Origin of the sequence: Dactylosporangium sp. CS-047395 (genome assembly GCF_050942185.1) — a bacterium.
Taxonomy (GTDB): domain Bacteria; phylum Actinomycetota; class Actinomycetes; order Mycobacteriales; family Micromonosporaceae; genus Dactylosporangium.
In genome coordinates this window covers 4,366,918-4,379,426 of record NZ_CP192015.1, presented here as the reverse complement: position 1 = coordinate 4,379,426, position 12,509 = coordinate 4,366,918, and the positions used below count along the sequence as shown (strand labels likewise).

The 12,509-nt window shown below is 68.6% G+C and carries 9 protein-coding genes; 5 read left to right on the top strand and 4 right to left on the bottom strand.

Annotation, left to right across the window (positions count from 1 at the left end; translation table 11 throughout):
- The first annotated feature begins 613 nt into the window (after positions 1 to 613).
- Positions 614 to 1,075, top strand: coding sequence for a hypothetical protein (locus tag ACQP00_RS20495; protein ID WP_433221384.1), 462 nt, complete (start codon positions 614 to 616; stop codon positions 1,073 to 1,075).
- A gap of 445 nt (positions 1,076 to 1,520) precedes the next feature.
- Here the strand turns inward: ACQP00_RS20495 and ACQP00_RS20490 are convergent, their stop codons facing one another.
- Complete coding sequence (locus tag ACQP00_RS20490) at positions 1,521 to 2,099, bottom strand: TetR family transcriptional regulator (protein ID WP_433221382.1); 579 nt, start codon at positions 2,097 to 2,099, stop codon at positions 1,521 to 1,523.
- Between the two features lie 74 nt (positions 2,100 to 2,173).
- Between ACQP00_RS20490 and ACQP00_RS20485 the strand changes: the two genes are divergently transcribed.
- The 3 genes from ACQP00_RS20485 to ACQP00_RS20475 all read left to right on the top strand — a co-directional run bounded on the left by ACQP00_RS20485 (position 2,174) and on the right by ACQP00_RS20475 (position 5,575).
- Positions 2,174 to 3,100, top strand: a complete 927-nt coding sequence (locus tag ACQP00_RS20485; protein ID WP_433221380.1) for an SDR family oxidoreductase — start codon at positions 2,174 to 2,176, stop codon at positions 3,098 to 3,100.
- Between the two features lie 722 nt (positions 3,101 to 3,822).
- The gene (locus ACQP00_RS20480; protein WP_433221378.1) at positions 3,823 to 3,951 is read left to right on the top strand and encodes a hypothetical protein; all 129 of its coding nucleotides are present in this window, start codon (positions 3,823 to 3,825) and stop codon (positions 3,949 to 3,951) included.
- 532 nt (positions 3,952 to 4,483) lie between these two features.
- On the top strand, positions 4,484 to 5,575 hold the full coding sequence (locus ACQP00_RS20475; protein WP_433207943.1) for an IS630 family transposase: 1,092 nt from the start codon (positions 4,484 to 4,486) through the stop codon (positions 5,573 to 5,575).
- On the opposite strand, the gene ACQP00_RS20470 is transcribed toward ACQP00_RS20475, so the two are convergent.
- Both ACQP00_RS20470 and ACQP00_RS20465 read right to left on the bottom strand, forming a co-directional pair.
- On the bottom strand, positions 5,564 to 5,932 hold the full coding sequence (locus tag ACQP00_RS20470) for a hypothetical protein (RefSeq protein ID WP_433221376.1): 369 nt from the start codon (positions 5,930 to 5,932) through the stop codon (positions 5,564 to 5,566). The genes ACQP00_RS20475 and ACQP00_RS20470 overlap by 12 nt on opposite strands.
- Positions 5,933 to 6,776: 844 nt before the next feature.
- Positions 6,777 to 7,517 carry a phosphate ABC transporter ATP-binding protein gene (locus ACQP00_RS20465; protein ID WP_433221374.1) on the bottom strand — a complete coding sequence of 247 codons (741 nt, stop codon included), beginning with the start codon at positions 7,515 to 7,517 and terminating at the stop codon, positions 6,777 to 6,779.
- Positions 7,518 to 8,424: 907 nt separating this feature from the next.
- On the opposite strand from ACQP00_RS20465, the gene ACQP00_RS20460 reads away from it, so the two are divergent.
- Positions 8,425 to 10,305 (top strand): HAMP domain-containing protein, encoded by a 1,881-nt coding sequence (locus tag ACQP00_RS20460; protein ID WP_433221372.1) that lies wholly within the window; start codon positions 8,425 to 8,427, stop codon positions 10,303 to 10,305.
- 317 nt (positions 10,306 to 10,622) lie between these two features.
- Here the strand turns inward: ACQP00_RS20460 and ACQP00_RS20455 are convergent, their stop codons facing one another.
- Positions 10,623 to 11,681, bottom strand: a complete 1,059-nt coding sequence (locus ACQP00_RS20455) for an Acg family FMN-binding oxidoreductase (RefSeq protein ID WP_433221370.1) — start codon at positions 11,679 to 11,681, stop codon at positions 10,623 to 10,625.
- Between the last annotated feature and the right edge of the window lie 828 nt (positions 11,682 to 12,509).

Sequence of the window (12,509 nt, the reverse complement as noted above, 5' to 3'; positions counted from 1 at the left end):
GCCGAGCGATGTGGCCGGCACCCTGCCAGACCGGGCGCGAACCTCGATTGCGGCGGCCGCGCATGTCGGAGGAGCGGCCGCGTCCGGCGGGCACATGCTGCGGGGAGCGATACTGCGGCCGACGCGATCCGGAGAAGCGAGGTGCTCCGCTGATCTTGGCATGTCAGCTCTGCCCGGAGTCCGATTCGTACCGGCGTAAACGGGAATTATTGGATCAGATGCAACACGTAAACGGCGATCGCGAGGCCTCTGACCGGGTCATGTTCTAGATCTGCTCGGAGTCGGTCAACTATCCCACCTGCGGATGAATCTCGATGCAACATTGTTGCGCTTGATGCAACAGGTTCTCTGGCGTCGTTGGCGTGAGCTTACCGGCAGCTCTGCTCGGGCTCAGGGACCTGACGGTGGTGCCGCTGTGGCTGCGGCGCGGCCAGCAGTTCCGCGGAGTTCCGCCACGGCCGGCCCCGGATCTACGCCGGCCGCGTGCCACGATAGACGGTCAGCAGCAGCGTCTCGGCAGTGCGTCAGGTCCGGCCGTCACGGACGGAGCCGCCCCGGCCGGTCAAGTCACAGGGACAGCGCTGCCGCGAATCGTGTGGCAGGGTAGCGATCGATGAAGATCGAGGACCTCCTCTCGTACGTTTGTTGTTTCGCTGCGTTCTGGGTACCTGTCGGCCTGGTGTTGTACTTCTGGTTCCGTCGGAGCCCAGGCCAGGTAGCGGGCGGCGCTGCGCAATGGAATCAGATCCTCACAATGCGGCAGCGGTATCCGGACGCCCGGCTCGGCAAGGTCGTCAGCATCCACCAGCATGCCCGCACAGGCACGAAGGCGTGGATCCGCTGGGATGGCGCTACGCAGAACCAGGACAGTTGGTTTCCCAGCCAACGGGTCCGCTCGGGAATGTGGTACCTCGTCACCGGGTTCGTCCGATATGGACCACACCGCCACGAGCCGCAACTGTTCGAGGTGACCGCCGTACTCATGACAGCGCCAGATTGGGCGCGGCGTGGCTGGCAAACCCAACAGCGTTCGGCGACGCAGCAACCACCAAACTCGGCCAGTTTGCCGTGGTGACCGCCCGCTCGGCCGCACCGGGCTACCCCTGCTCACTCAATTCCATGCGCCCAATCCGCGGCGATCGTGGGGTCACTAACCTGCACGATTTCCGGGTCGCAGACCGTCGGCGCCGTAAGGCTTGACGTGCACGTCAGGGTCGAGCCGCCGGGCACCTGCATCGGTGCGTCTACTGGCTTGACATCACCGGCGGCGCAGCGGCAAGGCAGCTAAGGTCTGGACCGTCATCGACTTCGCCGCCGACGCGGTGGCCGCGGCGCTGGCCCGCACGCTGCACCCCGACGGCGGCTGGTAGGCCGATGTCCGCGACGACCCGATCGCGTCATCGGCTAGATCTTCCGCGATGCACCCCATGGACACCGAAACCCGCGCCGCCGTCATCGCCAACGGCCGCATTGTCTCCTTGCCCGAGCACCAGCTCGATTGGGAAGCCTGATCAGAACGTTCAGCCCGTCTCAAGGGTCGCCAGGAAGTGCTCGGCGGCGTCCTGGACCCGATCGCGCTCGTTGGTGGCGAGCAGGTCCAGCAGCAGGCCACGGATCGTCGCGATCACCAGCGTGGCGGTCCGGGCCGCGGCCGCCGGGTCGGCGTGCGGGCCCTGCGCGCGGATCAGGGAGTCTTTCCAGTCGGCCACGACCCGGTCCAGGAAGCCCGCGAACCGCTCCGGCGACTGCAGCGCCCGCCCGTACACGGCGAAGAACAGCCGGAACTCCGCCGCCTGGGCCGGATCGGCGGTCCGGATCCAAGCCGCCCGCGCCGCCGCGGCCAGGGTGGGCTGCTCCCCCACCGCCTCGGTAGCCGCGGCGAAGGCCCGCTCGCGCAGCCGGCCGAGGACTGCCTCAACCATCTGCTCCTTCGTGCCGAAGTGATGCACGAGCGTCGTGGTGGACACCCCAAGGTCGCCCGCCACGGGGCGCCAAGACAGCTGGGCGAAGCCGTGCTCGACCGCGTACCGGACCACTGCGTCGAGCAGATCGGCCCGTCGCTGATGGTTGACCCGCCGCGCCATCGCGATTCTCCTCACTTGTTATTTCTAGAACGATTGTACTAGCATAATTTCCTGTACGACCGTTCTATGAACTCGGTGGAGGTCATCCCATGCACATCTTCGTCACCGGAGCGTCGGGCTGGGTCGGCCACGGACTCGTGCCCGACCTCATCGCCGCCGGCCACACCGTCGCCGGCCTGGCCCGCACGGACGCCGCCGCCCGCGCGGTGCAGGGCATGGGTGCGAAGCCGGTGCCGGGCACGCTCGACGACCTCGAGACCCTACGCGCCGCGGCGGCCGACGCCGACGGCGTGATCCACCTGGCGTTCCGCCACGACATCGCGTTCGCCGGAGACTATCTCGGCGCCACCGACACCGACCGCGCCGCGATCACCGCGCTCGGCGAAACCCTGGCCGGCAGCGACCGCCCGCTTGTCATCGCCTCTGGCATCCTCGGCGTTCTCGGCCTGCCGCCCGGCACCGTCGCCACCGAGCGCGACGGCTCACCGGACGCCGGCGAGGGCCCGATCAGCGGCGGCAACGGCCGGATCGCCAACGCCCATTACGTCCTCGCCCTCGCCGAGCAGTCCGTCCGCTCCTCGGTCGTCCGTCTCCCACCGGCCACCCACGGCGACGGCGACAACGGCTTCGTCGCGACCGCCGTCGGCCGGGCCCGCGACACCGGTGCCGCGGTGTACGTCGGCGACGGCACCAACCGCTGGCCGGCCGTCCACCGCAACGATGCTGCCCGGCTGTTCCGCCTCGCCCTCGAGGCAGCGCCCGCCGGCTCAGTCCTGCACGCCGTCGGGGACGAAGGCGTGCCGATCCGCGACGTCGCCACTGCGATCGCCGTAGGCCTGGACCTACCCGTCCGCTCCGTCACCGCCGAGGAGGCCGGCGCGCACCTCGGCTGGCTGGCCGGATTCTGGGCCACCGACGGGCCCGCCTCGGCGCAGCTCACCCGCGAGCTGCTCGGCTGGCAACCAGCCGGCCCGCGGCTGATCGAGGACCTGCGCCAAGGCCACTACTTCCGCTGAGCCGGTCCCGGCAACCGCCGGACTCGACGATGCGGAGCCGCCGGGTGCCCGGCTCCCGCAGCGCGTCCGAAACCCGCTCCGGCGGGCCCAGCTCGACCAGGACACCGTCGTCGAGAAGCACACCGGGTCGGCAGCCCGGCGGGAGGCCCATCTCGTGGGTCGCCGGCGGCATCGTCATCCTGTCCGCGCACGGCTCTCGGATCTGGGCGCGCACATCCCCCACCAACTCCGGGACCGAGGGCCGAGGTGACCTCGTCGAGCAGCCGCGGCACGTTCATCAGCGCCCGCACGATCGCGACCCGCTGCTGGCAGCCGGAGCGCCGGTCCGGGTACGCGCCGGCCAGGTCGGCCAGGCCCGATCCGTGGCAACGGACGTCTGGCAATGGCCCTGGCAGAGGTTTGCTGATCGAACGTCGTTGTTTGCTGAACGTTGGCCGTGCCGAATCTTGATCTTGTCCCGATCGTGTTCCCGCATCTGGCTGCTTTCGCGTGCTGGATGTTCGGCCGACCGGCGCGTCGGTGCGCGTGTGTATGCCGAGGCGGCAGCCAAGGCGGCGCCGTGTTCCTCATGCGGTGCCGCGTCGAGGCGGGTCCATAACCGTCCCAGCGGCGGTTGCTTGACGCCGCGGTCGGAGGCAGTGAGATGCTGCTACACCTCAAGATGGCCCGGTTCTTCTGCGACACCCACACGTACGCGCGGAAGATCTTGTCCGAGCAGGTTGATGGCGTCACGATCCGCCGCGGCGTTGTGCATCCTGGTGCAGCAGCACTTACCGGCGTTCGCCACGGCGTGGGGTGGACGGGCCGGCCAGCGCCTGGTGGTGCGGGTCGGCCGGATGACGCTGATATGACTCCTCGCAGCGCGCCCGTGATTACCTCAGTAACTCCAGTCGTGCTAGGCGTAGACGGTTTCGCCCTGGGCCGCAGGCGCCGCTACAGCACTGGGCCGATCAGCATCGCCACCGCCGTCCGGTCGCGGCAGTGCCCGACCGCACCGCCGAGGCGTTCGCCGCCTGGCCGCAGCAGCACCCCGAGGTACAAGATCATCTGCCGTGACCGAGGTGGTGCCTCGGCCGATTCGGCACCGCGCGCCGCGCCGCAAGCCCGGTAGATCGCCGATCGCCGGCATCTGGTGAAGCACCTCTCCGACACGGTCGACCGGGTCACGGCCAGGTACCGTTGCTGCCTGCAAGCTGCCCTGCCGCCCGAGCTGCAACGGCCGGTCATCAGCGACGTGGAGCTCACGACGCCGACATCGGGCTCGATGCGGGTGGTCAGCGCGACAGCGGGCCGTTGACGTAGAAGTCGAGGCTGAGCAGCGCTGACGGCAGGAGCGCTAGTGTCCTGAGTCGTTAAATCGTCGTCAGTGGGTACAGGTGTGTTATGCCGTTGCCGACAGCAGTACCGATCGTGCTTACTGATGACGAGCGAGAGCAGTTGCTAGCGTGGTCGCGTCGTCCCTCGAGTGCGCAGGCCCTGGCGTTGCGGTCGCGGGTGGTCCTTGCCTGCGCGGCTGCCGGCGGGGCCGCGAACGGGCAGATCGCCGAGGAACTCGGCGTTTCGCGTAGCACGGTGACGAAGTGGCGGAACCGGTTCGCCGGTGATCGGCTCGACGGCCTGCTGGACGAGCCGCGGCCCGGCCGGCCCCGCACGATCGCCGACGCTGATGTAGAGCGGGTGATCACCACAACCCTCGAGACGACACCGAAGGACGCCACGCACTGGTCGACCCGCTCGTTGGCTGCTGAGGTCGGTCTGTCGCAGACCGCGATCTCACGGATCTGGCGGGCGTTCGGATTGCAGCCGCACCGGCAGGACGCGTGGAAACTGTCGAAGGACCCGCTGTTCATCGACAAGGTCCGTGATGTCGTCGGGCTGTACCTCGATCCGCCGGAACGCGCCGTGGTGTTGTGCGTGGACGAGAAGTCGCAGATCCAAGCACTGGACCGCACCGCCCCGGTCCTGCCGATGCTGCCCGGCACCCCGGCCCGCGCCACCCACGACTACGTCCGGGCCGGCACCTCAAGCCTCTACGCCGCCCTCGACCTGGCCACCGGCCAGGTGATCGGCTCCCTCCATGCCCGGCACCGCGCGATCGAGTTCAAGAAGTTCCTCCAGACCCTCGACCGGCAGGTCCCGGCGGACCTGGACGTGCACGTGGTGCTGGACAACGCCTCCACCCACAAAACCCCGACCATCAAGCGCTGGCTGACCGCCCACCCGCGGTTCGTCCTGCACTTCGTCCCGACCAGCGCATCCTGGCTCAACCTCGTCGAACGCTGGTTCGGGGAACTGACCACCAAGAAACTCCAACGCGGCACTCACCGCACCGTCCGCGCCCTCAACACCGACATCCGCGCCTGGATCGAGGCCTGGAACAACAACCCAAAGCCCTATGTCTGGACCAAGACCGCCGACCAGATCCTCGAATCCATCGCCCGCTACTGCACACGCATTAACGACTCACGACACTAGCGTACCTAGGCAGAGCGCGGCGATCGCCCGCCGCCGGCCGGGTTGCTGGTGTGTGGTTTCCCTGAGATGTACCACCGCCACGATAATCGCGAACAGCCCGGGTGCGCCGAAGTCCCAGCGGGCCAGCAGCACCGACCCGACGGCGAGCGCCAGGGCGACGTTGCCGAGCGTCGGTTTGAGGACCCCGACCGGATCAGGCGGACGCGCCCAGTGTCCGGACGGGCCCGCGGCGCGAGATGTCTCGGCCACATATGCTGGCGGCGGCGCCCAGCGCGCGGATGCCGCAGCGCCGCGGGATGGTTCGCCCGCATGCGGTGCGCCGTCTGCATCGATGCTGACGTCATCGTGGTCGTTCATGCCCAGCATTCTGCCCGCCTGAAAGGGCCGGACAGAGGTGTACGACGTGTCGATAGGTCATGATTGCTGTTTCCACCGGTCAGCTAGAACCCGAAGGGGGTTGCCGGCGTCGACCGTGTGTCAGCAGTGGCTGAATCGGGGTTCTGGCCCCCATTAATTGATCGGATCTGGTCCCTCCTGGTCACGCCGTGTGGAGAACGCGTTTGCGGAGGAGGTCGAGATCGCCGCAGGCGCACAGTTGGCGTTCCAAGCATCTTGATCCCGGTTAACGTGGCCTCCCGCGAGTCGGAGTTGTGGGCGGGGTGAGGCTGGCCAAGCCAATCATCGACATGCTGGCCCGCATCGACGATTTCGCCATGTCGACGGGCATTGGCCGCCCCCGCTGCTGGGCCAGGCGAGGTCCCGTTCATCGAGGCAGTGCTGCGCCGCCTGGCCGCGGCATCACCCAGAGGACCGGTCCCCGGTGCGTCACCGCAGCCGGGCTGCCGCGCCCAGGTCGAGGTCCGGCCGGTCGACTGGGATCAGGCGCCCTTCGACGAACGCGCCGGGATCGGCGGTCGGGCGCTCGCAGACGGCTTCGCCGTGCCATGCACGGCGTCAATGCGCGCCAGGTCCCGGCGTCGCAGGAGCCGGCAAGTCCGGTCGCCGTGTCGCCCGGGAGAAGCCCAGAGGCGATGCCAGATCTCGCGCAGCGAACACCACCCCGAGTAGGTCGTTCAGCTTGCTGCCCTGCGGGCGCAGCCCCGCCGTGGTCGTCGCGCCGCAGCGCGAGGTTGGCCCAATCTCGGCGTGCTTCGCCAAGCCGACACACGGGCGCGACGTGAGGTGACCGGAAGACCACACATCACCCGAAGCGGCCCCGGACGTAGTCGGCGGTACGCGGGTCGCGCGGGCTTCCGAACATCGCCGGTGTCGGGCCGTACTCCACGACGCGGCCGGGCTGGTTCGCCTCGGCGAGGAAGAAGACGGCCTGCTGGGAGACACGGGCCGCCAGCTGCATGTTGTGCGTGACGATCACGATCGTGACGTCCTGGACCAGCTCGGCGATGGTCTCCTCGATCACGCGCGTCGACGTCGGGTCCAGGGCCGAGCACGGCTCGTCCATCAGCAGTACCCGGAGCCGGATCGCCAGGGATCGGGCGATACACAGCCGCTGCTGCTGGCCACCGGAGAGCGCGCCGCCGGGCTCGCGCAGCCGGTCGCGTACCTCCCGCCACAGGCCGGCGCGGACCAGGCACTCCTCCACGATCTCGTCCATGACCCCGCGGCTGGCGCGCTGGCCGGTCAGTTTGAGACCGGCGACGACGTTGTCGTAGATGGACATGGCCGGGAACGGGTTCGGCTTCTGGAACACCATGCCGATCTGGCGCCGCGCTTCGGTGAGCTTACGGTGCGGGTCGTAGATGTCCTCGCTCTCGAGCAGGACCTGCCCGGCCATTGCAGCTGACGGCACCATCTCGTGCATCCGGTTCAGGATGCGCAGGAACGTCGACTTGCCGCACCCGGACGGCCCGATGAGCGCGGTGACCCGCCGGCGTACATGTGCAGCGAAACGCGGTCGAGCACGAGGTGGCCGCCGAACCACGCGGTGATACCGACGGCCCGCAGCCCAGCCAGCTGCCGGTGGCCGTGGTTCAAGTCGGGGACGACGACATCGGATTCGACGGCTTTCTCGACATGAGCGCCCGCTCACGGTCAGCAGGACCAGGACGCTGTCCTCAGCCGGCGCCGCGCCGACAGCCGCCACGGGCCATCACCCGGACCTCACTCCCACCGCATGAGAACACCCCGACCCAGTCAACGCCTGCCACACACACTCGTACAGTCGATGTGCGTCCGCGATCCCTCTGGTTGTCCGAGCCTGAGGTCGCGGACGCGCTACATCGCGCCACGAGCCGATCCAACGCAGCCGTTTCTATCCCGGTCGCGAGATCACTGTCGTGCGCTGGCCGCGGGGCCGCTACGCGACTCCTCAGGGGACAGCAGCAGGTCAGGGTTCGGTCGGACCGCTCGGCATGCCCAGCGGGGCTCGCGCTGCCGCCCAGCGTAAGGGAACCCTGACTCCGCTTTAGGCTGTGCGCTCGCCTCGACGAGTGGACTCGGTCTCAAGATGGAAGCGACGCTGGACCGAGACGGTGACGTGCCGGCAGCGCACAGCTGTGCAGCGCTGACCGCCTCGCACCGCCAATGGTCAGTTGCTGCACCGTCGATCGCCGGCATCGGACGGCGCACACCTCGCCACAGCAGCACCCTTCTCCACGCCGGCCGATCGAGCAGGTGATGCCGCCACGTACGCACCGCCGAGACCATCAAGCGGCAATCCCGCGGCACCTCGACGTGCGGCACTGGCGGGCAGCCGCAGCAGTGGCAAGAATGGAGGACGGCAAGGCGTCCGACGTGCCAGCGCTGGCAACGCAGCAGGAAGGTCGCCGAAATCCGACCCGGGACGGTCATACGTCGGCCTCGTCACCCGTATGCAAACAGGATTCGCGATGCAGCCCCGCACGCGGCGAACCGCCGGTCCGCCGCGCCGGTCCGTGCTGCGCGAGGGGTTCACTCGCCAGGTGGCGATACTGTCTCTGGTGTTCGTAGTGCTAGTCAGCACGGTTCTCGTCACCATGCTCGACGCGGTGGCAAGACTTGATCAGCAGGTTCGTTCGGCGCGCGCGTCGCAGGCGGCTTTGATCGGCGCGGGTCAGCTGCAGAGCTCCGTGCTCGAGCTGGCCAGCAGCGAGCGCGGGTTTACCATCACCCACGATCCCCGGTTCATCAGCTCCTGGCAGCAGGCCCGCGCGGCGATCCCCAAGCAGATGGCACAGCTTGCCGAACTGGTCAGCGGCGACCCGGCGGCGGAGCAGGCCCGGGTTCGCGACCTCAACCAGGACATCGCCACGTACCTGACCGCCATGCCGGTTCTGGATCCTGGCAGCAATGCTCCACCGCTCACGTCCGCCGCCCTGCTCAGCGACCAGGCCCGCCTCGACGCGATCCACACCCAATTCGCCGAGCTCGTTGTCGTCGAGGTGGCCGACGCCGCACGGCAGACGGCCGCAGCCAACGGCGACACTGTCTGGGCCCGTAGCGTCGCGGCGGCGGGCTTGGCCGGATCCGTCCTGGCGGTGTTGACCTTCGCCGCGTACGTCCAGCGCCGCATCGTCCGGCCGGTCCGCGCCGTTGCCGGCCTAGCAGACCAGCTCGCCGGAGGCGACCTGTCGACCCGGATGCCGGATCACGGCCCGCACGAGATCGGTCAGCTCCAACGATCGTTCAACGCCATGGCAGTCTCCCTCGAACGGCACCGCACCGACGTCGGCCGCCTTCTTGCGGAACAGCACGCACTACGACGTGTCGCCACCCTGGTCGCCCGGACCTCACCGCCGGACGTCGTGTTCAGCGCGGTGACCGAGGAAGTGGGCCGCCTGTTGCATGCCGACACTACGATGCTGGTGCGCTGTGAGCCCGAGTGCGCGGAGACCGGCGGTGTCGGCACTGTGGTCGCCGCCTGGAGCGAACACGAGCCGCCGGTCCCGATCGGCACTCGCCTGCCCATCCCACAGGCCGGCGCACCGGCCGATCCCGCATCAGCACGCCTCATCGCGGCCGCCGCAGTCGCGGTGCAGGCCAAGCCATGGGGTGTCCTCCTGGCACTGGGCGCCGACGATCGGCCCCGGCCCGCCGCCGACCGCGCCACCGACTTCGCCGATCTCGCCGGTCTGGCCATCTCCGACATACAGTCCCGCGCCGACCTCGCCAATGCCAGCATCCGCATCGTCGAAGCCAGCGATCAGGGCCGGCGCAGAGTTGAACGCGACCTGCACGACGGCACGCAACAGCGCCTGCTCGCCCTCCTGCTCAACGTGCGACGACTCGAGGAGAACCTCGCCCCCGGCCGACCGGACGTTGCCGGCGATCTGGCCGCCATCCACACAGAACTCGCCGGCGCCATCGACGAACTCCGCAAACTGTCGCACGGCATCCATCCAGCGATCCTCACCGAGCGCGGACTTGGACCTGCCCTCAAGACACTTGCCCGCCGAGCCCCTCTTCCGGTCGAATTGAAGTTCAACCTGCCGCGCAGACTGCCGGAACGGGTCGAAACGAGCGCCTATTACGTCGCCGCCGAGGCACTCACGAACGCCACCAAGCACGCACAGGCAACCCACGTGCGCGTCGAGGCCACCATCGAGGACCGCTCACTCAGCCTGCGAATCCGGGATGACGGCATCGGTGGCGCCGACCCCACCACCGGCTCCGGCATCCGCGGCCTCATCGATCGCGTCACCGCCCTCGGCGGCTCGATACAAGTCAACAGCCCGGCCAACCACGGCACACGCCTGATCGTCACAATCCCAGTAGACCCACCGCATCAGTAGCACACCCTTTTGAGCGCACCACCCATCGTCGTCTGAGCGGTGCGCTGCAGCGCCAGCCTGCCGTCTCGAGTCGCCATGCTGTCACCAGCGGGTACCGAGGCACGGACGCTGCTACCAACAGCGGTGCCAACCGTGCGCACCCTGACCGGACACGAGCCGGCCGAAGGCGGCCGTTCGGCTGCCGCGCTCACGCGGACCAACCCCCGCGACAACCCGCACGCTGTGAGCCAAGTGCCGCGGTAGCGGGACCGGCGAGGCGGGCACCGCTCACTGTCATGACAGTCCCGCGGCGGGAAACGGAAAGCCTCCGGTAATGGCTAGCCAGCCCGCGCAGATGGTGGCACCAGCTCATCGCCGCCTGTGGCTACCTCATCGGCAACGACCTCGATGAATTCGGTGCCAGGTCGGCGCGGGACGCGGGGTGGCGGCGGGCCGGCGGAGGGGAGCCCGATGCGGACGCCGATGGCTGGGTAACCGACGCCGCCGATGGTCCTGCGCAAGGTGTGGCGGGCGACTTCCTGCTCAACAAGGTCGCTCATCGGCGAGGTGGCGAGGTGCTCGGTCGTGGCGGTCAACAGCACAGCAGAGAGGGCGTTGCCGGCGACGAGCCAGTCGTGGGGTCCGTCGCCGTTGGTGACGACGATGCCGTAGCGGGCTTCGCGATCGCCGGTGTCAACGCGGGCGCCAAACCCAAGAGCGGTGAAGTCGCGGGCGGGGACGCGGCGGCCGCCGAGTGGCGCGAGGGTGTCGACGGGCACGCCGTCATTGCCCATACCGGGTTCCCGCATCCAGGCGCTGAGTTCGGCGCGGCAGGCCGGGTCGGTCAGCACGGCATCGGCGGCCTGTCCGGCGGCGAGAGCCAGATTGCCCAGGTCCTGGGATCGGGCCATGTGCAGGCAAGCGCCAGCGTGGTGGGCGGCGCGGACCAGCCGATCGATCCGCTCCTGGGGCACGGGGCGAGCGCTGAAGGGACGCCGATCGGAGCGGCGGGCAACGATAGCCCGGCGCAGCCGCTGGGCACGGGCCGAGGGCGCGGCCGGGCCTTGGCAGTGCAATACGGCGAGCAAGTCGGTGTCGCCCCCGTCTGGGAAGATGTCGACGCCGATGTCGATACCTGTGGCGGCGAGTGCAATGCAGGCGTGGTGCAGGGCCGCGCCGCAGCTGAGTGTGAGCAGTCGGCCACTCGGATCGAGGTGCGAGAGTTGACGGCGTCGATCAGCGAAGAGCAGGGCACTGTCGTGGGTGATTCGCCAGCGCCACGGCTGGGTGTTAAGGATGGATGGCGCGTGGGCGGCGGCGAGCACGGCACGGGTGAGCTGTTCACAGGCCGGGCTGATGCGATATGCGACGGACGGGCCGGATGCGTTCGCAGACATGTTGAGGACTCCCCTTTCAAAGGAGGCGCGGGCAAGCCCGCAGTCCAGCAGTCAGCCGGCGACTTACGAAACAGTGCCGGCAGGTGCGCGTTGAGGTACTCCTCGCCGACGAGTGACCAGGCGGTCGACTGAATTCGCGGCGGCCGCGGTGCCTGCGATGCCAGAAGTAAGGTCATCCTGCCTCTGCAGGACCTGCGCGGCCACCACGTATCAGGGCTGTCTCCCGGCCACGAAAGACGTGAATACTGACCAGCCCCGGTTTGCAGTACCGGGATTCGCCGATACTGCGGCCGGTGATTACCGCCAGTGATGCCTCAGCGAACTGCTGCACGGTAATGGCGGCCGCATCGCCGGACGCGTACGTCGGCTAGCCTGTCGAAGCCGGGCGCGGCCGTAGCATCGACACGACCCAAGCGCCGTCGGCGATGGCCTCCCCGTTTGCGGAACATGTCATCCCTCCTCGGCTCCGGACGGTTCGGCTCGTGCCCTTTCCTCCACCGTGCCACCCTGCTGGACCGACGGACAGGGAACGCCACCAGAAAACAGCCAGGACCACTCGGACAGGATCGAGCAGGGCGAGCGAATGATTGTCGGGTGGTTCGGCTTACCGCCAGCCATATGCGCTGGGACGATGGCGAAGACCTGCCGTGCCTAGGGCCATGCTTTGCGAAGCAATGCCCAACCGTTGCGCAAGCCCAATTGCGCTACAGCAACGCCGCAGTCGCAGACACCATGCTGACACCAGCAGACACGCTCGAAGCTGCAACCGTCGGTAAGAAGACGTCCGGGTGTAGAGCGCCGCAAACGCTCAGAGCAGCAACGTTACTC

Coding starts and splice junctions, on each gene's coding strand:
- ACQP00_RS20495 (WP_433221384.1), top strand. CDS start 614: ATGAAGATCGAGGACCTCCTCTCGTACGTTTGTTGTTTCGCTGCGTTC.
- ACQP00_RS20485 (WP_433221380.1), top strand. CDS start 2,174: ATGCACATCTTCGTCACCGGAGCGTCGGGCTGGGTCGGCCACGGACTC.
- ACQP00_RS20480 (WP_433221378.1), top strand. CDS start 3,823: ATGGCGTCACGATCCGCCGCGGCGTTGTGCATCCTGGTGCAGCAGCAC.
- ACQP00_RS20475 (WP_433207943.1), top strand. CDS start 4,484: ATGCCGTTGCCGACAGCAGTACCGATCGTGCTTACTGATGACGAGCGA.
- ACQP00_RS20470 (WP_433221376.1), bottom strand. CDS start 5,932: ATGAACGACCACGATGACGTCAGCATCGATGCAGACGGCGCACCGCAT.
- ACQP00_RS20460 (WP_433221372.1), top strand. CDS start 8,425: ATGCAGCCCCGCACGCGGCGAACCGCCGGTCCGCCGCGCCGGTCCGTG.
- ACQP00_RS20455 (WP_433221370.1), bottom strand. CDS start 11,681: ATGTCTGCGAACGCATCCGGCCCGTCCGTCGCATATCGCATCAGCCCG.